General features: G+C 38.1%; 20 protein-coding genes. 9 read left to right on the top strand and 11 right to left on the bottom strand.

Going from position 1 to position 21,050, the window contains the following annotated elements:
* Positions 1–5 precede the first annotated feature (5 nt).
* From AC4BHP_RS17950 to AC4BHP_RS17930, 5 genes are all read left to right on the top strand, one after another.
* Positions 6–515 (top strand): DUF3231 family protein, encoded by a 510-nt coding sequence (locus AC4BHP_RS17950; protein ID WP_490553613.1) that lies wholly within the window; start codon positions 6–8, stop codon positions 513–515.
* Between the two features lie 30 nt (positions 516–545).
* Complete coding sequence (locus AC4BHP_RS17945; protein WP_066102570.1) at positions 546–1,403, top strand: manganese catalase family protein; 858 nt, start codon at positions 546–548, stop codon at positions 1,401–1,403.
* A gap of 151 nt (positions 1,404–1,554) precedes the next feature.
* Positions 1,555–2,091: a hypothetical protein gene (locus AC4BHP_RS17940; protein ID WP_140462293.1), complete on the top strand. Its 537-nt coding sequence runs from the start codon at positions 1,555–1,557 to the stop codon at positions 2,089–2,091.
* Positions 2,092–2,103: 12 nt separating this feature from the next.
* Entirely contained in the window at positions 2,104–3,006 is a 903-nt protein-coding gene (locus AC4BHP_RS17935; RefSeq protein WP_139892861.1) for an ABC transporter permease subunit, read from the top strand.
* Complete coding sequence (locus AC4BHP_RS17930) at positions 3,003–3,986, top strand: ABC transporter permease (protein WP_066102578.1); 984 nt, start codon at positions 3,003–3,005, stop codon at positions 3,984–3,986. Before AC4BHP_RS17935 ends, AC4BHP_RS17930 begins: the two co-directional genes overlap by 4 nt.
* A 56-nt stretch (positions 3,987–4,042) precedes the next feature.
* On the opposite strand, the gene AC4BHP_RS17925 is transcribed toward AC4BHP_RS17930, so the two are convergent.
* Together AC4BHP_RS17925 and AC4BHP_RS17920 are read right to left on the bottom strand one after the other, a co-directional pair.
* Complete coding sequence (locus tag AC4BHP_RS17925; RefSeq protein WP_490553610.1) at positions 4,043–4,948, bottom strand: AEC family transporter; 906 nt, start codon at positions 4,946–4,948, stop codon at positions 4,043–4,045.
* Between the two features lie 260 nt (positions 4,949–5,208).
* The gene (locus tag AC4BHP_RS17920) at positions 5,209–5,745 is read right to left on the bottom strand and encodes a GNAT family N-acetyltransferase (RefSeq protein WP_066102583.1); all 537 of its coding nucleotides are present in this window, start codon (positions 5,743–5,745) and stop codon (positions 5,209–5,211) included.
* 137 nt (positions 5,746–5,882) lie between these two features.
* Here AC4BHP_RS17920 and AC4BHP_RS17915 point away from each other — a divergent pair, with 137 nt between their 5' ends.
* Complete coding sequence (locus AC4BHP_RS17915) at positions 5,883–6,563, top strand: N-acetylmannosamine-6-phosphate 2-epimerase (RefSeq protein ID WP_066102587.1); 681 nt, start codon at positions 5,883–5,885, stop codon at positions 6,561–6,563.
* Between the two features lie 25 nt (positions 6,564–6,588).
* Here AC4BHP_RS17915 and manA read toward each other — a convergent pair whose 3' ends face one another.
* Both manA and AC4BHP_RS17905 read right to left on the bottom strand, forming a co-directional pair.
* Complete coding sequence (manA, locus tag AC4BHP_RS17910) at positions 6,589–7,536, bottom strand: mannose-6-phosphate isomerase, class I (RefSeq protein WP_066102591.1); 948 nt, start codon at positions 7,534–7,536, stop codon at positions 6,589–6,591.
* Positions 7,537–7,711: 175 nt separating this feature from the next.
* The gene (locus tag AC4BHP_RS17905) at positions 7,712–8,278 is read right to left on the bottom strand and encodes a superoxide dismutase family protein (protein WP_066102594.1); all 567 of its coding nucleotides are present in this window, start codon (positions 8,276–8,278) and stop codon (positions 7,712–7,714) included.
* Positions 8,279–8,757: 479 nt separating this feature from the next.
* Here AC4BHP_RS17905 and AC4BHP_RS17900 point away from each other — a divergent pair, with 479 nt between their 5' ends.
* Together AC4BHP_RS17900 and AC4BHP_RS17895 are read left to right on the top strand one after the other, a co-directional pair.
* Positions 8,758–10,020 (top strand): cation:dicarboxylate symporter family transporter, encoded by a 1,263-nt coding sequence (locus tag AC4BHP_RS17900; protein ID WP_066102597.1) that lies wholly within the window; start codon positions 8,758–8,760, stop codon positions 10,018–10,020.
* A gap of 444 nt (positions 10,021–10,464) precedes the next feature.
* Entirely contained in the window at positions 10,465–12,459 is a 1,995-nt protein-coding gene (locus AC4BHP_RS17895; protein ID WP_262366037.1) for a M14 family zinc carboxypeptidase, read from the top strand.
* 95 nt (positions 12,460–12,554) lie between these two features.
* On the opposite strand, the gene AC4BHP_RS17890 is transcribed toward AC4BHP_RS17895, so the two are convergent.
* Positions 12,555–14,279, bottom strand: coding sequence for an ABC transporter ATP-binding protein (locus AC4BHP_RS17890; protein ID WP_490553607.1), 1,725 nt, complete (start codon positions 14,277–14,279; stop codon positions 12,555–12,557).
* A gap of 403 nt (positions 14,280–14,682) precedes the next feature.
* Between AC4BHP_RS17890 and gsiB the strand changes: the two genes are divergently transcribed.
* Positions 14,683–15,048: a glucose starvation-inducible protein GsiB gene (gene gsiB, locus AC4BHP_RS17885; RefSeq protein WP_490553605.1), complete on the top strand. Its 366-nt coding sequence runs from the start codon at positions 14,683–14,685 to the stop codon at positions 15,046–15,048.
* A 61-nt stretch (positions 15,049–15,109) separates the two neighbouring features.
* Here the strand turns inward: gsiB and AC4BHP_RS17880 are convergent, their stop codons facing one another.
* The 6 genes from AC4BHP_RS17880 to AC4BHP_RS17855 all read right to left on the bottom strand — a co-directional run bounded on the left by AC4BHP_RS17880 (position 15,110) and on the right by AC4BHP_RS17855 (position 21,050).
* Complete coding sequence (locus AC4BHP_RS17880) at positions 15,110–15,733, bottom strand: DUF305 domain-containing protein (protein ID WP_066102612.1); 624 nt, start codon at positions 15,731–15,733, stop codon at positions 15,110–15,112.
* Positions 15,734–15,868: 135 nt separating this feature from the next.
* Positions 15,869–16,513, bottom strand: a complete 645-nt coding sequence (locus AC4BHP_RS17875; protein ID WP_490553603.1) for an alpha/beta fold hydrolase — start codon at positions 16,511–16,513, stop codon at positions 15,869–15,871.
* Between the two features lie 83 nt (positions 16,514–16,596).
* A complete protein-coding gene (locus AC4BHP_RS17870) occupies positions 16,597–17,040 on the bottom strand; it encodes a YrvL family regulatory protein (RefSeq protein ID WP_139892855.1) in 444 nt (147 codons plus the stop codon).
* Between the two features lie 269 nt (positions 17,041–17,309).
* Positions 17,310–18,965, bottom strand: a complete 1,656-nt coding sequence (locus AC4BHP_RS17865) for an FAD-dependent oxidoreductase (RefSeq protein ID WP_175354242.1) — start codon at positions 18,963–18,965, stop codon at positions 17,310–17,312.
* A 219-nt stretch (positions 18,966–19,184) separates the two neighbouring features.
* On the bottom strand, positions 19,185–20,102 hold the full coding sequence (gene rbsB / locus AC4BHP_RS17860) for a ribose ABC transporter substrate-binding protein RbsB (protein WP_066102624.1): 918 nt from the start codon (positions 20,100–20,102) through the stop codon (positions 19,185–19,187).
* 15 nt (positions 20,103–20,117) lie between these two features.
* A complete protein-coding gene (locus tag AC4BHP_RS17855) occupies positions 20,118–21,050 on the bottom strand; it encodes an ABC transporter permease subunit (RefSeq protein ID WP_490553624.1) in 933 nt (310 codons plus the stop codon).

Here is a 21,050-nt window from a genome sequence, read left to right as displayed (position 1 = left end):
GATTAATGGGCATTTTAAGTGGAAATCCGCAAAAAGAACCAATGCATTATGGTGAGGTATTTGCTGTATGGTCACAATTAATGGGTGCACAGGCCATGATTCCTGGCTTTCAAACCCTTAAAAACCATACTGGTGATGATGATTTAAAAGATTTATTAGATGACATGATCGCCAATGCTAGATCAGATGTAAAACAACTGCAGGAATTACTAAAACATAATGGTATTGCTCTGCCGCCTGCACCACCTGAAAAACCGGAAAGCCAAATCGAGGCTATTCCTCCTGGTGCACGGTTTACAGATCAAGAGGTTTCTGGACTTGTATTGGCTGATATTGCTGCTGGACTCGTTGCCTGTGCTCAGGCAATGGCTCAATGTATTCGTGAAGACATCGGCTTAATGTTTGGACAATTCCATATGAAAAAGGCACAATTCGGGGCCGCATTATTAAAAATAAACAAAGAAAAAGGCTGGTTAGTTCCGCCTCCTCTTCATGTTGTAACGACAACTGACTAATAAATTCATTAAGAAAGAAGAGAAGCCTGCATGTATTATTACAAAGAAGAGCTAATCAATATAATTAAACCAGATAAGCCAGATCCTGCTGCTGCTAAAGTCTTACAGGAGACCTTAGGCGGTCAATTTGGTGAAATGCGCACAATGATGCAATTTTTCTTTCAGAGTAACAATTTCAGGGGCAAAGACACTCAGTATAAGGATTTGCTTCGAGGGATCTTTTTAGAAGAAATCAGTCATGTCGAGCTTGTTCAGAACACCATTAATCAACTATTAAATGATTCTGGCCTTTCTTCACAACCTGGTGATGGTGGCTCAGATGGAGCTCCTCTAGATGAAGCAATCAAACATGCCAATCCACACCATTATATTATGGGAGCTCAGTCATCTCTTCCAGTAGATGCAGGCGGCAATCCATGGAATGGCTCATGGGTTTATGACCATGGTAATTTAATTGCTAATCTGCTGAATAATTTGATGCTCGAATCAACAGGTGTACTTCAGAAAACAAGAATATATGAAATGAGTAATAATCAAACGTTTCGTGAGACTCTCGGGTTTTTAATTGTCCGGGATAATGCTCATCAAAATGCTTTTGCTAAAGCACTTGAAACCTTAGGTGTGGATTGGGGCAAAATTTTCCCTGTTCCAAATTATGATATAAATAAATATCCTGAATGCAAAAAGTTCGTGGATATGGGCTTCCATAATGCTCAGTTTAACTTCCGATTAGATCCAACTAGAATCGCCGAAGTTTTCCAGGGACAAACACCGAGCAGAAACGGTGGAACCTTGTCAGTCACTCCTCCACCGCAAGGATTCCCTGTTCCACAGCTACCGGAAATGCCAAACGAGCACGCTCCAGGGATAAGCGATTTAAATAGATAAAAGGAATGCAGCTTCCAAATGGAAGCTGTATTTTTTTAATCAATCGATTAATTAAAAATTCCGAATATTTTGTTTACATATTGATTAATCTTTGGATAGAATGAACATTATAGTGCCAACATACCGGGATAAAAAGGGGGGGTAGATTGAGATGCTTAAGAAGTGGGTTATGGGAGTTTTCATAATTTCCCTATTCTGCAGTTTAATAGGATGCAGAGGCCAATTGAGACAGGATGTTTTAATTATGGGATCAATAAAGGAATATAGTGATAGAAGTGTTATTTTATCACTTTCAAGTACACTTCATGAAAATTCTATTCTCCATGTGACCTTAAAAGAAAACGGCAGTGACCAAATCGCATGGGAAGGTGAAACAAAAGTCAAAGAAGACGGCTACATAAAATATGAATTCAAACGCCCTAAAATTTCAGAGCAGTATAAACTTGAAGTCCTCTTTGTACCTGATAAACAACCCGCTTCTGTAAAAGAGATATATGGAGAATCTGGAGAGTATATCAGAGAAGACAGTCTGGGATACAGGTCTTATACATATGACGGAAAAAAAGTGGACGGGATTGTTATGTATGGAATTTTGACAACCTTTGATAAAGAAACAGATGGCAAAAGCCAACACAAGTCATGGGAGTTGGTCTCAGATTTTGCCAATATAGAAAGCATGTTGGAGTAGGTGAATATACATATGAAACAGTTTAAAAAAATTTCTGCCCATTTATTAGATTTTATATTAACCATTCTGGCTATAAACCTTATTATTCTTTTTTTTAGTTCTTTATGGGTATGGAATAATGCAGATCCATCCATTAGCTGGTGGAAGGCTTTCTCAAACCAGGCCAAGGATATTTATGAGGCATTTTTATTTATCGATCAAATTCAAATCATGGTAGACTATAGTTTTTCTCAAGGAATACCGAAATTTTCACTGTTCTGGGTCAGTCTCAAAGACCCGTTTATTTATTCACTTCTTATTTTAGGAGGCACTTTACTAGCAACATTTATTGCCGCTCTATTATTTGAAGTATTCCATTACTTTTCACCAAGAATCCTTCAGAATTTTTTTCGTGAAATTGCCTTCTTTATTCAGTCTATCCCAGATGTCATCATGATCTTCGCGATTCAATTATTTTCAATATGGATTTTCAAAAAAACAGGCTTGCTCATTCTGGATCCCGTTGCTTTAGGAGAAGATCATGTCTACCTTCTACCTATTATCGCTCTATCTATCTTGCCGATTTTTATGCTATTCCAAATGATTGATTTATCTGTCAGTGAAGAGCAACAAAAGATGTATGTGGAATATGCTTATGCAAAGGGCTTGTCCAAAAGAGAGATATTTTTCAAACATATCCTTCGCAACACGACAATCACTATTTTTTCAAATCTGCAATATCTACTGTGGTTCATCATCTCAAGCCTGCTCATTCTGGAGCGCTTATTAAATATGGATGGACTATTCTCCTTTATAAACGGGCTGGACATCAAGTTTATAGCTGTAGGATTGACCTTCTTATTTATCCCCTTCTATTTATTAGATATATGGGGGAAAACGATTGTAAAACGAGTGATGGGCGGTGAACACGGATGATAAAAAAATTACTTAAAAATCCTTCTTTTATGATTGGTTTTCTATTTTTATTCATCCTTATTGTAACCAGCCTTCTCTATCCCGCTTGGATTAAACCGCATCTCGAGCCTCCGCCTGAGCTTATTTATGAAGATGGAAAACTTGTTGATCAACCGGCTTATCCACCAAGCTTAACGCATCCCTTCGGTGTAGACAGACTTGGTCAGGATACATTTTGGAACGTAATTGAAGGAGCTAAATATACATTATTCATTGCTGTATTAATTGGACTTTTGCGGATGTTTTTAGGAATGGGAAGTGGAATCTTATATGGATTGTATCATCAGCGTTTCAACTGGGTAATAGAACCTTTGACTCGAGCATTCCGTTTTATTCCAACCATATTGATTGCCATGATGTTTTTTATATCTGAAAGTGGAATAGATGTGATTTTTCAGCAATGCTTAATGCTTTCATTGATTACCTTTCTTCCTTTAACCTCCGTAATAGGAGATGAACTTCGGTATTACTTAAAAAATGAATTCATCGATGCATCCCGTCTGTTGGGAGGATCTAAATGGTGGATTGTAAAGGTCCATATTAGGCATCATTTAAGATCAAGGTTGATTGTCATTTTTCTTCAGCAAATCGCCCAATCATTAGTGCTGCTAGTTCAGCTAGGCGCTTTTATGTGCGTGATTGGGGGTTATGAAACAATAGACCTTAGTGCTCCAATGAGTGATCCTTATAATGTTGCCACCTCTCTTTCACATGAATGGTCCGGGATGATCGGTCTCTCCTATCATGAACTGCGTTACAATAAATGGATTGTCCTTGGCCCATCACTTGGTTTTATACTTAGCTTGTTTTCTCTGAACCTCATGCTGAGAGGAATTCAAAGCGTGCTGGCAGACCGCTCTCTTATCCACAAAACAAAGGAGCAGGCTCATCCGGTAAAAATCGAGCAAGATGGCTTCCAACTGGTAACCCCCATCAATTAATATAGATGTAAAGGCCCCCTTTTTCACATAGCTGAAAAAGGGGTTTTCTATTGTACTTATAAAATAAACAGGGAAAATAAATACATTAAGATCATGCTGATGAGGATACATAAATTTGAGACCGTACCTATCATCATTGTCGTTCGATATTTAAATTCATGGGCATACGGTATAACAGCGAGGCCAATTGGCAGGACTAAACCGAGTAGTATCGTGTATTTAAACATATCATCAACTGGAAGAACAAAATATAATGAAATACCGACCAGCAATGCAAAGCCATATCGGAATGATAAGTATTTTATAATTGGGCGTATATACTGTTTTTCAAAAGAAAATTTCAAATATATTCCGAGCAGCAATAAGGCCAGTGGCATATTCGCTTTAGATATGATTGTTGCTACTTCTAAAAGCGCCGATGGAAGCTGGATATGACCAAAATTCAAGATACTCATAACAATGTATGTCATTAAAGGAATGGACTTACCAAATTTCATAAGGATGGCGCGCCCCTCCAGCTTCATTCCATTTTCAGAAAAATAACTTCCTACTATATAGGCCAATCCAAATACAATAAAAGAATTACCAACATCAAACATACCAAAATACAGTAATCCCTCTGTGCCCCAAAAGGCCTCAACAAGCGGAAAGGCGAACAGTCCGACATTATATCCTGAGGCAAGCATCATAAAAGTTCCTTTAATCTCACGTGTCTCATTCCTAAACACAAAATAGGCCACTATTGTAGAAAGAATCCCGTAAAGAATAACAATAAGAGTGATTCCCAATAAAGATACCGTTATAGTGGAGGTTTGCAGGGATACAATGACTAGGGATGGCAAGGTGATGTTAAAGATGATTCTCGAAATTACCTCTCCATCAGATTCCTTTAGAATTCCAGTCCTTTTTAGAAGGTAACCGAGTGCAATAATGATGACAATATATAAAAATTCCTGATTCAACGAGTTCCCTCCTTTACACTATTATTAATTCTATCACTACTATTCTTACAAAAAAGAATGCCCCTCAATTCCACCCGTTTCCACGAAACGGGAATCTTTTCCATACGGCGGTTTCACTAGATAGTATGTACATTAGCTTATCTCGTAGGTATGGATAATTTGTTCCAAGCACACTTATTGCAAGTAATATTCGAAAAAGATGTTTATCATCTTCTTGATATATTTTTTATCCATATCTAAAAAGGCAGTCAACAGGACCGCTATTTTTTACATTGAAAATGAGAAAACACTAAGTTCCACCCCTCCTGATCCTCAGCGTTTCTGATGACCGGCTTAAACCCGAGTTTAAGATAAATATGGATAGCAGTCAGACTCGTTGTCTGGGTTTTCAGATAGGCTTCATTATGGAAAGAGCTCAGAATTTCGAGTGCCTTTATTACAAGGGGTTTACCTAATTTCCTTCCCTGATATTCAGGCAGTATTTCAACCCAATGTAGCCTGCCAGTTTGTTTACCGTTAAAATCGCCAAACCAGGCAGCAGCGGTTCCCACCGGTTTTCCTTCGTCTGTCTCAAGAATGATTACCCTTTTTTTCGCCTCTATCCTATATGGCATAAATTCAGACTCAAACCGTTTCAGAGCGGATTTCATATTGGTAAACTCCTTTGTAGCCGTATTGATTTCAGCCCAATATTGTTCATCACCTTCTCTGAACAGTCGAAAATTAAAACCGCTTGGTAAGATAGCTTCTGGTATATCTCTTAATGTAGCACTCATATAAAGTGAAATATTTTTCATACAAAATCAACTCCTCTCTCAACAGATTACAACGCAGGATAATATTTAATTAATTATCCTAAACATGATTAGCTCAACTGTGTAAAATAGAATTGGATAGTAACTCGTATATTTATTACAGGAGGTCTTGATTACATATGTTACAGGCTATCAAAGGACGTTTAGTCGTTTCATGCCAAGCACTTGAAGATGAACCGCTGCACAGCCCAATGATTATGGGGAAAATGGCGCTTGCTGCCATGCAGGGGGGTGCTGGCGGAATACGCGCCAACTCACATGATGACATCGTTGCAATCAAACAGGAGGTCCCCTTACCTGTTATAGGAATTGTGAAGCGTGAATATCCTGATTCACCTGTCTATATCACTCCGACGCTCCGAGAGGTAAGCGATATTGTATCTGCCGGAGCAGATATGATCGCGATGGATGCAACTTATCGTCCCAGACCATCTAATGTGGAACTTGAATTTTTTGTCCAATCTCTTCGCCTGCACTTCCCTAATCAATTACTTATGGCTGACATCTCCACTCTGGGCGAAGCAATTGAAGCAGAACGAATTGGATTTGATTGTATATCAACCACACTAGTTGGTTATACACCTTATTCAAAGGGGAAATTCATTTATAATGATGACTTCAAATTATTGCGGGATCTTGTATCAACCGTCAAAATCCCAGTCATTGCAGAAGGAAATATTCTAACTCCTGAAATGGCTAAGCGCTGTTTAGAGGTTGGTGCCCATTCTGTTGTTGTAGGCGGTGCAATAACAAGACCTCAGCAAATCACAAAGCGATTCACAGAAAAAATGAAAGCGTAAGAGGATATTCCCCTTACGCTTCTCTTTATGGATGTGACACAATCAAGGAAAGATTCCCCTCAAGTTCAAAATTACCTGTACCCGATGGAAGAATAAAGTGAGCACCTTTTTCTAACGGATAAGTCTCCTCATTCATTCTAAGAGCCCCTTCTCCATCAATAACACTAAAAAGCATAAAGGGCTGATTCTGGTCAAATGAAGATAATCCACTAATATCCCATTTATAAACTGAGAAAAACTCCGTTTCCACAAACGTAGTCAATTCTGCCCCTGGCAATACGGTCTTGGAAACCTGCACTTCTGCATCCTGATGCGGCACCATACTCACATCAATTGATTTTTCAATATGCAACTCTCGTTTTTGTCCGTTTTGGTCCGTGCGGTCGTAGTCATATACACGGTAGGTTGTATCTGAGCTCTGCTGTGTTTCAAGTACAAGCGTCCCTTCACATAAAGCATGGACCGTTCCACTTGGAACATAGAAGAAATCTCCTGGCTTTATGGAAACGCGACGCAGTAAATGATTCCACTCGCCCTTCTCAATCATGGAAGCAAACTCTTCCTTGGATTGCGCGGTATGCCCGTAAATCATTTCAGCGCCATCCTTACAATCAATGATATACCAGCATTCTGTTTTGCCAAGTTCACCATTTTCATGAATGTTTGCATATTCATCATTCGGATGAACCTGCACGGATAAATCTGCATTGGCATCTAATATTTTTGTTAACAGAGGGAACACATTCCCTTCCATCTCACCAAATAAATGGCGTTCCTCATTCCACAATTCGATTAAAGTCTTGCCTGCATAAGGGCCATTTTCGATAATGGACGGGCCGTTTTTATGACCGGATATCGCCCAGCATTCACCTGTATGTTCAGATGGAATCTCATAGCCAAATTTAGTTTTCAGCTCTGTTCCACCCCAAATTCTCTCCTGAAAGACAGGTTTTAAAAAAAGAGGTTCTGTCATTGATGTAATACCTCCAATACGGGATTAATATGTATATTATTTACTATAATTCAAGAGAGAACCCCTGTCTAATCTCTTTTTTATAAAAAATTACTGGTTAAAAAGAAAAGCTGAACCAGTACGATTCAGCCTACCTGATATTTCTCTCCTTATGACACTCTTCCTATGATTCATTTTATTTTACGACTCCGCACGCCAACCGATCACCGGCATCGCCTGTTGGCTGAGTTTTTCCGTCATCTGGATTTTCATGTATAATCAAGGCGGTTCCATCAGAATCTACTAAAGCAGCATCGGCCCCTTTAGATAGTGACACATTTTCTGCGTTTACCGTCACATTAACGGACCCATCCTCACCCACTTCTAAATTAGGAAGATCGCCGGCATGCGGACCATCCTCGTGCTCCATGCCATGCTTCGCATCAGTTGGATTAAAATGACTGCCTGCAGTCTCAAAACTAGGTGCCTCACACTTTCCTGTTTCATGAAAATGGAATCCATGCAGTCCTGGCGGCAGTCCATCTGCTTTCAGTTCTATCACTACTCCCTTCGCTACCTCACTAAGCTCTGCTGTTCCAATATTCTCTTCTTTATTATTGTATATATCTATCACTTTACTCTCTACCTTATCCGAGCCACTATTCTTTGTATCATTCGTTGTTTGCTCGGCTACGTCTTTATTGCAGGCTACCAATAAAATTAGTATGAACAGTACGAAGAACATCCCTTTTTTCTTTAACATAGATCGCTTCCTCCTTTTGTATCTCCATACCATCCATTCCCAAAAATAAACAATTATTTTTAAAAATGTGTCCTAAGTCCTGAAAACAACTATTAAATAACATTGATGTATATATTTTCTTGTACAGTTCTGTAATGAAGTCTACCCTTACCTTTTAATTTACCAGTCCTAAATATACTATCTTAAATGCTCGGTTTCTCAAATTTCCTCTTTTCTGAACATTTGTGTTAAAATGTGTTTATTGTGCCATTAATACCCTTAGCTGTTAAATTTGCCTCTCCGTGGTAATACCTCTATTGTTTTGTTAATTCTGTCTAAAAGGATTTAGTTAGTTTATTACATAGCTAACTACTCATATTTCTTGCTCTCTCTTTCTATCCGCACTCTTTTAATATTCCTCTTTATGATAGATAGGAAGTAAGAATTTCAACACGAAACGCTTTTATCCTAAAAAACATCCAAAGAAGGGAGCTAACTATATGAAAACATCTAAACTTAAATTTTCATTAGCTACTCAAATTTTAATCGGCTTAGTATTAGGAATTATTGTTGGTGCAATTTTTTATGAGAACACAACTGCACAAACGTACCTACAGCCGCTTGGAGATATTTTCCTCAATTTAATTAAAATGATTGTCGTACCTATCATTATCTCAAGTATTATTGTTGCTATAGCTGGCGTTGGAGACATAAAAGCAGTCGGGAAACTTGGTGGTAAATCGTTACTTTACTTTGTATGTGTAACTATGGTAGCCATTGTTGTCGGACTAGTATCCGCAAATATTTTCCAGCCCGGAAAAGGCGTAAACATGGAAAATTTGGAGCAAACGGATATATCCAGCTATGTTGGGTCTGCTGAAGCTAAGGAAGATCAATCTATTATTGATATGATCGTTCATATTGTCCCAGCCAACCCATTTGAAGCATTTGTTACAACAGATATGCTTGCTATTATCTTCTTCTCTGTCCTTTTTGGACTTGGTGTTGCTGCTGTAGGTGATAAAGCAAAGCCTGTTTATAACTTCTTTGATGGCGTGGCCCAGATTATGTTTTATATAACTAACCTCATTATGAAATTTGCACCGATTGGTGTATTTGGATTAATTGGTGTTACAATTTCTAAATTTGGATTGGAATCTCTTATCCCCTTAGGTAAGTTAGTTATAACGGTCTATGGAACGATGATTTTCTTTGTGATCATTATTTTAGGATTAATTGCCAAGGCAGTCGGCTACAGTATTTTCAGATTGTTTAAAGTGTTAAAAGCCGAACTAATCCTTGCTTTCTCTACAGCAAGCTCTGAAGCCGTTTTACCTAGAATCATGGATAAGATGGAACAAGAGGGCTGTCCAAAGCATATTGCTACCTTTGTTATTCCAACAGGTTATTCCTTTAACCTGGATGGTTCTACTCTTTATCAAGCCTTAGCAGCACTGTTTATTGCACAAATGTACAATATTGATTTATCCATAATGGAGCAAGTAACTCTAATGCTTGTGTTAATGATTACCTCTAAAGGTATAGCAGGCGTACCCGGAGTCTCCTTCGTTGTCTTATTAGCTACCCTAGGTACTGTAGGTATTCCAGTTGAAGGTTTAGCGTTCATCGCTGGTATTGACCGTATCCTTGATATGGGTAGAACGGTTGTAAACGTACTGGGTAATGCTCTTGCATCAGTGGTAATCTCCAAATCAGAAAAAGCATTCTCCCCTCCTGCTGAATCACAGCAAGAAGCAATTTAATAGAATAAGTTGAAACAGCCTGGACTGATTAAACGTCCAGGCTGTTTTTTGGAGTTCATAAACTGAAACTGCTGTTAAAATTGGTATAGACAGAATAGCCAAATCCGCACCTCCAAAGATTCACTATAAATGAGAGTATATCTACCCTGCAAATGGCGGAAGCAAAACTTCTTGTTTATAAATCTACTGGATAAAAAATCCCCCCAACAATGTCTCTATACCTCTCTATATAAAAATGAATAGGAATTTACTGTATCCATTGTCTTATTCTTTCTAACAGTGATATTGACCTATAAAATTTAGTAGCTAGACAACAAACTCTAGGTATCCCTCCAAAATAACCAAATTTTCGACAATCCTATATCTTAAAGTTCTGCTAACTAAGTAAATATAATATACTTATAGATGGTTAATGATTACAAAACTAGAAAGGGTTGGGGATATTTGAAAAGAATAAGTCAGTTAATTGTCATGATGCTAGTACTCTCACTTTTGATTCAGCTACCCGGGGAAACGAAAGCTGCTTCGAAAACGATTGTCAATCCGAATAAGACGTATACATACACACAAATGGGGAAAGACATTACAACCTTAAAGAAAGCTTACCCGGATTTGGTACAAGTAAAGACAATTGGTGCATCTGAATACGGCAGAAAAATATATGCTGTAGGTCTTGGAAAGGGAAGTACCAATGTTTTTATCAATGGTTCCCATCATGCTCGTGAATGGCTGACGACCAGCTTAAATATGTACATGATTGAAAAATATGCAGCGGCCTATAAGGGCAATAAAAAAATCAGCGGATACAACGCAAAAAGTCTTCTTAATTCCTCCACTATTTGGTTTGTTCCAATGGTGAATCCTGATGGAGTAACTCTTCAGCAACAAGGTTTAAAGGCATTTCCTAAGAGCACTCATAAAGCAATTATCAAAATGAATAATGGAAGCAAAAACTTTAAACGATGGAAGGCAAATGCCAAAGGGATTGATTTAAATAGACAATATAAGGCAGATTGGGGTAAAATCAAAAACTCTCCGAAATCTCCAAGCTACAAGAACTATAAAGGGAAAGCACCTGAATCAGCGAAGGAAGTAAAGGCTGTTGTAAAATTTGTTAATCAAATTAATCCAGAAATGACTGTTGCCTATCATAGCAGCGGCCGTATTCTGTATTGGAATTATAAACAAAGTAAAACCAATTATAATAGAGATCATGTATACGCTAAGAAGATTGGCAAAATGACAGGCTACTCATTGGTGTATCCAGGCAAAAACCCTTCAGGCGGTGGATTTTCGGATTGGTTTATCAGTACTAAAAAAAGGCCTAGCTTTACACCTGAGATTGGGAAACCTGCAGGTGAAACAAACCTACCCGTGTCACAGTTTTCTCAGATTTGGAAAGAAAATCAGGGAGTAGGCCTATACGTTGCACAGGAGAGCATAAAGCTAAAAGACGCACGGGATAAAAAGTCGGCAGCCACATTGAAAAAAGACTCCGCTGCTAAATTAAAAACGGCTAAGAAACTCGAAAAATACTATTATACTGACATTAAGAGTACCTCTAACCTAAAAATAACAGACGCTCACCAGAAGCTCTATAATACAGTGACAAAGGATATTAAAGCCCTGCAATCTAAAGTAAATAAACTGCCAAGCAAGCATACGAAATCAATTAAGGCAGATATCACCGCCATGAAAACATATACATCACGTTCATTGACCTTTATGAATGCGGTCAAATATGGATCCACTCTTCAAACTGCTGACAAAGCAGTAGTCAAAATGATAAATGATGGTATAGTAAGCTCAAAATTACCTGATTCACATAAAAAATTAAACCAAACTATTACGCAAATGCAGAAAAAAGTGACCCCGCTTTATGGCAAAGGTGCTCGTACTCTGTTTACACAGAAATATGTTACACCAGCAAAACGTACGGCTGAAGACACTAAATATGATGTGGAACGCTATAACTTACTCGTTTTAATAGAAGGACAAGTGAAGGAAAATAAGTTTACGGACGCCCAAAAGAACTTAAACAAGCTGCCTGCACTTGAGAAAAAATCCATAGATTTAAAGAAAAAGAATCTAAGTAAGTACCCAACTTATATGAAATGGGAAAATAACTTTAAAGTTAAAATAGCTGAATTACAGAAAGAAGTAACAGACGCTCTCACCAAGGCAGAAGAAGCTGCCAAAAAAGCTGAAGATCAAAAAAGAATGGAACAAGAAAAAGAGAAGGCTGCAAAAGAGTTAAAAGAGCAGCAAGCCAAAGAGAATGAAAAAGCCAAACAACAAGTGAGAGAAAAACAAAAAGCTAATCAATTAAACAACGAAAAGAACAGATCATCATTTGACCAACAGAAGCCTGCCCAACCGAACTCTAAACCAAACTCACCGCACAATGGTGGCACTCCAAGGCAGATTGTAAACAACTAATAATACAAAAAAACAGGTAGCTGTCTGAACAAAGCTCCCGATTGTTAAACAATTGGAGACGCCGTTCATCTTCTACCTGTTTTTTTAATGTTTTATCAAACAGTCTCTTTCCCAAATTGAATTCTATGCAGGTTTGCAAATATCCCATTTTGATTCAGCAATTCTTCATATGACCCATCTTCAGCTATCCCATCCTCAGTTACAACAATCAGACGGTCGGCATTACGAATGGTTGCCAGGCGATGTGCGATTACTAACGTAGTACGGTTCGCTGCCAATTCATTTAACGATTGCTGAATGATTCTTTCCGTTTCCGTATCTAAGGCAGATGTAGCCTCATCTAAAATAAGGATTGGCGGATTTTTTAAAAACATACGTGCAATTGCAAGCCTCTGTTTCTGCCCTCCAGATAACTTCAACCCCCGCTCGCCAATCTGCGTATAGTATCCATCCGGCAGCTGTTCAATCATCTTTTCCAAATGAGCTTTTCGGGCCGCTTCTACAATTTCCTCAAATGAGGCATCCAGTTTCCCATAAGCAATATTCTCGCGAATGGTTCCTGTGAATAAAAAAACATCCTGCTGTACAATTCCAATATGTTTACGGAGTGACTCAGTTGTCATATCGCGAATGTCCATTCCATCTATTTTAATAGACCCTGCATCCACGTCATAAAAACGTGGGATAAGTGAGCATATCGTGGTTTTTCCGGCACCGGATGGACCAACAAATGCAGTTGTTTCTCCTGCCTTTAAATCAAGATTGACATCGTGTAAGACTGGTTTGGATTCATCATAGCTGAAATCAACATGACTGAAGGAAATATCCCCCTTCAAACCACTTACTGAGATGGCATTTTCTTTATTTTGTATATCTGGCTCCTGTTCAATAAGCTCGCGAAAACGCTTGAAGCCTGCCATTCCTTTTGGATATAGCTCAAGCAGTGCACTGATTTTATCAACAGGCTTAATTAATACATTCGTATATAATACGAAGCTTATCAACTCTCCATAAGATAATGTTCCATTAAAGCTGAGCCAGGCTCCTACTACAAGAACCAACAATGTCAGCATCCTTGTTATCATATAAATAGAAGAATGTGTCCACGACATCACCTTGTATGCAACAAGCTTGGCAGAACGGAATAACCTGTTATTCAATTCAAAGCGATCCATTTCAAACGCTTCATTAGTAAACGATTGAACAACGCGCACACCTGCTACACTGTCTTCCACCCGAGCATTTACATCAGCAATACTTCCGTACATATTCTTCCATGCTGCGTTCATTTTCATATTGCTGAATGTCACCAGCCATATTAAAAATGGAATTAGAATAACCGCCACGATCGCTAAAGTAGGATTAATATTAAACATGATGGCAAAGGCACCGAAGAATGTCATAATTGCGATGAAAAGATCCTCAGGTCCATGGTGGGCAAATTCACCAATATCAAATAAATCATTTGTCACTCGGCTCATTATGTGGCCGGTTTTTGTGTTGTCAAAAAATCGAAATGATTGCCGCTGAACGTGATTAAAGAGCTCCTGTCGCATGTCTGTTTCAATATTTATTCCTAGCTTATGCCCCAAATAGTTCACAATAAATTGCAGGAATGTACTCAGTAAATAAACAGCTAATAATAAAATGCTGACCGTCACGACCATGCTCCAATTTCCTGTCGGCAGCAATTCATCAACAAACCATTGGACTGCCAGCGGAAAAGCCAACTCCAGCAACGCAACTATAATGGCACTAGTAAAGTCAATCAAAAATAGCCGCTTATGCGGTTTATAATATGAAAAAAATTTCCCCAGCATCCTTTTATTCCTCTCTTTTCTAGTCTCAACTCATCCATTATATCAATATCTCTCAAATATAAATGCGAATTCTGTTTTAAAAAGGAATAGATTTACTTATTCTTCAATACAATTCGAATATCCTATAACTCTCAATCTTTTAAATACACTTTTAAATTAATAAAATAGTTCAAAGCATATTGGTATAAACATAGAAATTTATGAACCGAATTGTTGACTCTATTAGGCTTACAGACTTACTAATACATTTCAATTTCCTCAAAAAGGATTCTTTTTTTCAACTATTTACAAACACGTTACATTTGAATTAAAGACTCAATTTAGCGTTTTTACTATACTCACGTTGGAAATATACAGAGTATACAACAAAACAATTAAAATAAACCCAAAGGAGCGATTTATTATGGCAGACAAAATGTCTAGAGAAGAAGCAGGACGCAAAGGCGGAAAAGCTACATCTAAAAAGCAAGACAAAGAATTCTACCAAGAAATTGGCAAAAAAGGCGGAGAAGCTACTTCGAAAAACCATGAGAAAGAATTCTACCAAGAAATTGGACAAAAAGGCGGAGAGGCTACTTCCGAAAATCATGATAAAGAATTCTACCAAGAAATCGGACAAAAAGGTGGAGAATCCACTTCTGATAATCATGATAAAGAGTTTTACCAAGAAATCGGTAAAAAGGGCGGAGAAGCTACTTCCGATAACCATGATAAAGAGTTCTACCGCGAGATCGGCAAAAAAGGCGGAGAAGCACGCAATAACGATTAATATGAATGCTAAAAAAAGCAAGAAGGTGACGTGATTTACTCTCACGTCACCTTCTTTATGCTTATCGAATAGTTTTTAATAAATTATTCATTTCTGCAACTTGCCTTTGTTGTGTAACAATCATCTTTTGTACGATTGTCCTTAATTCAGGATTTTGAGTATACCTTAATATATTTTTGCCCATTTCAATAGCAGCCTCATGATGTGGAATCATTTCAGTCAGGAAGTCTCTATTAACATTTCCCGTTGGTTTCGCAGCCTCCAATTGAGTGATCATTGAGCTATAAATGTTATTATAGGTCTGTAGATAAGCAGCTTCTGCCTGCTTATTCACTTGAGGATTATTTTTTAGCTTATTTTTCAGTTCCTCCATTTGTCTTATACCATTTAACTGTTCCTTAATTATCGTATCTGCCAGTCTTTTCAGCTGATTATTGGCACCATCATATTTTAATAAATTTTCTGCCATAGAAACAGCTGCTTCATGATGCGGAATCATTTCATACAAAAAATCGAGCGATGGATCCCCTGTTTTAGGAGCCTCAGACATACTTTCCTTCATAACCTGCAAAATACTTCGATAATTATCATAATAGTCCTTTTCCTTAGGACCAATTTCCGCCTGAACCTGTGAACTGAACATACATAGGAATGCCAATAGTACTGCTATACTTCTTTTTCTCATAAAGAATCCTCCTAAGTTGTTTATTTTTCTTATTATGTAAAAAAGGTATAGTCCCTATGCATTTCATTCACATAAACGATTTAAATTCTTTCTCTCCCAGCATGAAGCTTTTAAACTTTCCATCCTATATGGAAATTAAAATTGATCAATCTCACCTATGATATCCTTTAATACATCTATCGACTTAAGTATATCTCCTTCATAATCCATGCCGTGGTACACCTTTGGGTAGAGCCTTGTTTTCATACTTAGATGATAATCCAATTGTTTGAATCTATCCTCTATATATTGATGATCATGGTCGCCAATAAAGCATAATCCTTTGACAGAACTGTCTTTCATAGCACTCCATACATCATCTCTTTTTAGTAAAGGTGTCAGCCAAACAGCTTTTGCATCCTTGAATTGAGATTTTTTCAGCTCATTGCTCATCGCGATCGTACCAAGTGATTTTCCAATCAGGTAGAAATTTTCATACTCTCTATCCTTCAGAGCATGATCAATCATTGCTCCGGAATCATAGATAACCGCTTCAACTAGCTGTTTGTAGGTGAAATCCTCATAAAAAGAATCTCCATATGGGTACTCTAATTGCAATACATCTATCCCTTTGTTTAAATATAACCCTGTGGCAAAATGAAAAAGAGGTCCATGAACCGTATATCCCAACCCAGGAAACATAATGACCAGGCTACGTGAATCTTTATTTGTACTGAAAATGGAATAACGAATTCGCTTTTCTTTATATCCTGAAACCTCGTTACTATTAACCTCTTCCATCACAATCTCCTCCCAATTAAAAATTAAGCAGATTAATAATAAAATTTTTTACCAATTATATGTATTTAAATATTAATAGTCTTTCAAGTTTCCTTCTGCTCTAAAGCCTCTTCAAGGAAGAACATAAAAATAACCACGATTATTTCCACTATAAAAGGAACTGTAATGCGACCCATAAATTCGTCTACTGTATAAATAGTCAGCCAACTAAAGATACAGTTAAACAGAAACTTCACAGCGAATAATTGGTAGGTCCCAGATATATAGAGTTTTGATAATTTAACAAGCACCATTGAAAACAAATCCAACACCAAACCAAGCAAAAAGAGAAACACAACAAATAGGAAGAGTGTAAATCGAGAGTCATACTCTCCCCCAAACAATCTAAAAAAGCCCGCAAAACTAAAGTAAGTAACACCCAACACAAACGACAAAGGAATGAGTACAATTAGGCAGATAATCACCACAGTTGTAATCTTTTCTTTTATCCCCATCTCCCGAAAAGGTTTATCTTCATTCGAACTCATGAATTACATTCCTACTTTCAAGTACAATATGTCCTGAGTCTATTATAAGCTTCATCTTGTTAGGGAGGCACCGTCTTTATATAAATCTTGGAAAAAAACAAGCATGTATGATGGCTGATTTAATAGAAAAAATCATTTTAACTAATAATAAGAAAGAATTTTAGCGAACTCAAAAAGTCTTCCTTTATCAAGTAGAGGAAGACTTTCAAACCGGAGTTGATTTTAATACTTAATACAGAGTGCGTTGGTGAAATATCGAGCTCTAAGGCTTATTCAGCTGATACTAGTAGTTTCTCTTTAATATGGTTAGCGGATATATAGCCAAATACCGTTGATGGTCCTAATGTGGCACCTGGACCAGCATATACACGTCCCATAACGGATGCTGAACAATTTCCAGTTGCATATAACCCTTCTATCGGTAATCCATTGCGAAGAGCTTGCCCATGTTCATTAGCTACAATTCCGCCTTTTGTCCCTAAATCACCAGGATAAATTTTACAGGCATAGAATGGCGGTTTTTCAATAGCACCTAGGTTAGGATTTTTATAAGTAGGATCGCCGTAATAATTATCATAAACTGAGTTTCCACGCCCAAAATCTTCATCCAACCCTTTTTTTGAAAAATCATTAAACCTGTTAGCCGTATTTTTTAACCCCTCTATGTTAATTTTGCATTTCTCCGCCAATTCTTCAATGGAATTCGCTTTAATTAAGAATCCGCTTTCAATTGCACTTTTAGGAGTTCTTCTTGGGAGCATGTTACCAAACAAATACTTATTTCGATGTCTGCTCTCCATAATAAGCCATGAGTGAATCGCTTTCCCATTCTTTTCTTGCCTTTCAAGAATCGCATGGCCAGCATCTGTATAAGATTGTGACTCGTTAAAATAACGTTCTCCCGTTTGATCCACTATTATACAATGTGGCATTGAACGTTCATGCACAAGGAATTTTCGGGCACCGCTTGCGTCAATCGCTGTAGGTCCCCACCAGGCATCATCCAATAAAGCAGTATCTAAGTTATGCTTTTCTGCGATTAACAGCATATCTCCTGTGTTATCCGGACTTGCAGCTGTCCAGTCTGTTCCTACATGATGATATTTTTTGCGCAGCTCCAGATTTCGTTCAAATCCTCCACCCGCCAAAATCACTGACCGACACTTGATAAAATATGGTTTCCCCTCTTTTTCTGCCTCGACCCCTACAATTTTATCTTCCTCCATGATTAAATCCTTTAAGGGTGTAGATAACATCAGTGGGACTTGATATTTCTTTGCAATTATGAGTAAACGGCTGACCAATCCGCCTCCAATCGATATAGCATGTTCACCTTTGATCTTATGCTTAAATCCATTCAGGAACATACCGACAACCGTGTTAAAATCTTTTGCATTTGTAAAGGCTTTTGGTAAAGAGGCTACTTTGCCGGAATAGATGGGCATCGGAGCCTCAAGCTCACCCGTTCGCAAGGTCTCTTCGTTCTCTGCTAAAAGCCTAGCATCAACAATTTCCGCCTCAATGGAGCGACCTATTTTACCACCAGGTCTTTCAGGATAATAATCTGGATACAATGAGCCCGCTACCCACTTCATCCCTAAATCCTCTAAAAACTTTACCATCCTGTGACCATTTTTCACATAGGCCTCTTTTCGCTCATACGTAGATGCTGGCCCTGTGTCCTCTATTATTTCTTGCATATAAGTAAGAGCTTCTTCTTCACTGTCCTGTAAGCCAGCATTTTTCGAAACATGATTATTTGGAATCCACAAACCTCCGCCAGATAAAGCCGATGAACCACCCCATACAGATCCTTTTTCAATAATAGCTGTGCGAAGACCGCCATACGCAGATGTAATAGCTGCTACCAATCCTCCCGCACCACTGCCTACTACTATAACGTCATATTCTTCATCCCAGTTCATTTGCATTCCTCCATATTGTCCAAGTTTTATATTTATATGAAAGATACAGCAATAAAAGTACGTCTTTCTTCTATCTACTGGCAAATGATTTTGAAGGGTAAAAGAGTTCCCATTTTATTAATATGCACACAAAAAAACAGCTGCCGACTCTATCGACAACTGTCCATTGTAAAGACACTCTAAATCTATTCTTTCAGTTAACAAATATACAGAAATCTATTATTTTTTTATAAGCTTAAGCTCTACAGGTATAGCTTTATCGATTTCTTTGCCGTCTAAATGATTTACGGCAGCCTCAACTGCTTTTTCACCAATTAAACCTGGCTGTTGAGCAACGGTAGCAGCCATCTCACCGGATTCAACCTTTTTCAATGCATCATCTGTCGCATCAAAGCCAATAACGATAATATCTTTACCGCTTCCTTCAATTGCTTCTAGAGCTCCAAGAGCCATCTCATCATTTTGTGCGAATACTGCTTCAATATCTGGATTAGCCTGAAGAATGTTTTCCATAACTGTTAATCCTTCTGATCTATCAAAATTAGCAGTTTGGCTAGCTTTAATCTCTACTGATTCTTTTACTGCTTCATTAAATCCTTCTCCACGGTCAATAGCAGCTGATGAACCAGCTATCCCTTCTAACACAGCAACCTGAGCACCTTTTTCTACTAAAGTAAGTAAATATTCGCCTGCTAATTTACCGCCCGCCTTATTATCGGATGCTATATGAGATATAACTTCTCCACCCTCTGATGATCTGTCTACTGTAATAACTGGAATCCCAGCGCTATTAGCTGATTCAACCGCTGAAGAAACCGCAGAAGAATCTACAGGATTAATCATGATCATATCAACTTTTTGCTGAATTAAATCCTCTACGTCAGACGCTTGCTTAGAAGCATCATCTTGAGCATCTACTACTGTTATCTTTGCATCAAGGCTATCCGCTTTTTCTTCAGCAGCTTCGCTTAGTGACACGAAGAACGGATTGTTTAATGTAGATACTGAGAACCCGATAACCATATCTCCTTTTTCCTTGGATGACTTGGATTCTGATTTGCTTCCTGATTCCATTGAACAGGCTGCCAACACAACAGATAACATTGCTGCCAACAGAATTAATGAATACTTTTTCATTTAATACACTCCCTTTTATGCTTGTTTTTTGCGATCTAAAAGAACTGCCATTAATATAACTGCACCCTTCACAACCTGTTGGAAGAATGATGAAACCCCAATTAAATTCATTCCATTATTCAGTATTCCGATTATCAATACACCTACTAATGTACCGAATATCCAACCACGTCCTCCAGTTAGCGAAGTACCCCCTAAAACAACTGCGGCAATCGCATCCAACTCATAGGATTCTCCAGCAGTCGGCTGAGCTGAATTCAGACGTGATGTTAAAATTAATGCTGAGACAGAGGCTAAAAGACCTGTAATTGCGTAAACCCAAATTTTCACTCGATCCGTATTGATTCCAGATAGCTTGGAAGCGTCTTCATTTCCACCTACAGCATAAACTCGGCGGCCAAAAGTTGTCTTATGGAGAATGAAATATAATATAATGAAGGCCAAAATTGTTGTAACAACAGGAACAGGAATTCCTAATAAATATCCTTTACCAAACATTTGGAAAGTAAGAGAGTCACCCAGCCCCGAAACTGGCTTTCCTTCCGTATAAACAAGCGTTAATCCGCGATAAATAGTCATTGTTGCTAAAGTAGCAATAAATGGGGCAACTTTTCCTTTTGTAATGATCACTCCATTAATTGCACCCAGGATTAACCCAAGTATTAGAGCAGCACCCATTGCTATGATTGGATCTGTACCACTGGCAAGAAGGCTTGCTGCCACTGCACCGGTCAATGCCAATGTAGAGCCGACAGAAAGGTCAATTCCCCCAGTCAAGACCACAAATGTCATCCCAAATGCAATCAGCCCGCTAATTGTAACTTGTCGTAAAACGTTTAAAATATTTGAGACCGTCAAGAAACTCGGATTCATGATTGTAATTACCACAATTAATAACAATAGACCAAATAGCGGACCTAGCTTGGAAAGCCACTTTTTGTAGTTCAC

It is taken from the genome of Pradoshia sp. Z4_20 (genome assembly GCF_058216035.1).
This window is presented reverse-complemented; position numbering and strand designations above follow the sequence as displayed.

Coding starts and splice junctions, on each gene's coding strand:
- AC4BHP_RS17950 (WP_490553613.1), top strand. CDS start 6: ATGGGCATTTTAAGTGGAAATCCGCAAAAAGAACCAATGCATTATGGT.
- AC4BHP_RS17945 (WP_066102570.1), top strand. CDS start 546: ATGTATTATTACAAAGAAGAGCTAATCAATATAATTAAACCAGATAAG.
- AC4BHP_RS17940 (WP_140462293.1), top strand. CDS start 1,555: ATGCTTAAGAAGTGGGTTATGGGAGTTTTCATAATTTCCCTATTCTGC.
- AC4BHP_RS17935 (WP_139892861.1), top strand. CDS start 2,104: ATGAAACAGTTTAAAAAAATTTCTGCCCATTTATTAGATTTTATATTA.
- AC4BHP_RS17930 (WP_066102578.1), top strand. CDS start 3,003: ATGATAAAAAAATTACTTAAAAATCCTTCTTTTATGATTGGTTTTCTA.
- AC4BHP_RS17920 (WP_066102583.1), bottom strand. CDS start 5,745: ATGAAAAATATTTCACTTTATATGAGTGCTACATTAAGAGATATACCA.
- AC4BHP_RS17915 (WP_066102587.1), top strand. CDS start 5,883: ATGTTACAGGCTATCAAAGGACGTTTAGTCGTTTCATGCCAAGCACTT.
- manA (WP_066102591.1), bottom strand. CDS start 7,536: ATGACAGAACCTCTTTTTTTAAAACCTGTCTTTCAGGAGAGAATTTGG.
- AC4BHP_RS17905 (WP_066102594.1), bottom strand. CDS start 8,278: ATGTTAAAGAAAAAAGGGATGTTCTTCGTACTGTTCATACTAATTTTA.
- AC4BHP_RS17900 (WP_066102597.1), top strand. CDS start 8,758: ATGAAAACATCTAAACTTAAATTTTCATTAGCTACTCAAATTTTAATC.
- AC4BHP_RS17890 (WP_490553607.1), bottom strand. CDS start 14,279: ATGCTGGGGAAATTTTTTTCATATTATAAACCGCATAAGCGGCTATTT.
- gsiB (WP_490553605.1), top strand. CDS start 14,683: ATGGCAGACAAAATGTCTAGAGAAGAAGCAGGACGCAAAGGCGGAAAA.
- AC4BHP_RS17880 (WP_066102612.1), bottom strand. CDS start 15,733: ATGAGAAAAAGAAGTATAGCAGTACTATTGGCATTCCTATGTATGTTC.
- AC4BHP_RS17875 (WP_490553603.1), bottom strand. CDS start 16,513: ATGGAAGAGGTTAATAGTAACGAGGTTTCAGGATATAAAGAAAAGCGA.
- AC4BHP_RS17870 (WP_139892855.1), bottom strand. CDS start 17,040: ATGAGTTCGAATGAAGATAAACCTTTTCGGGAGATGGGGATAAAAGAA.
- AC4BHP_RS17865 (WP_175354242.1), bottom strand. CDS start 18,965: ATGAACTGGGATGAAGAATATGACGTTATAGTAGTAGGCAGTGGTGCG.
- rbsB (WP_066102624.1), bottom strand. CDS start 20,102: ATGAAAAAGTATTCATTAATTCTGTTGGCAGCAATGTTATCTGTTGTG.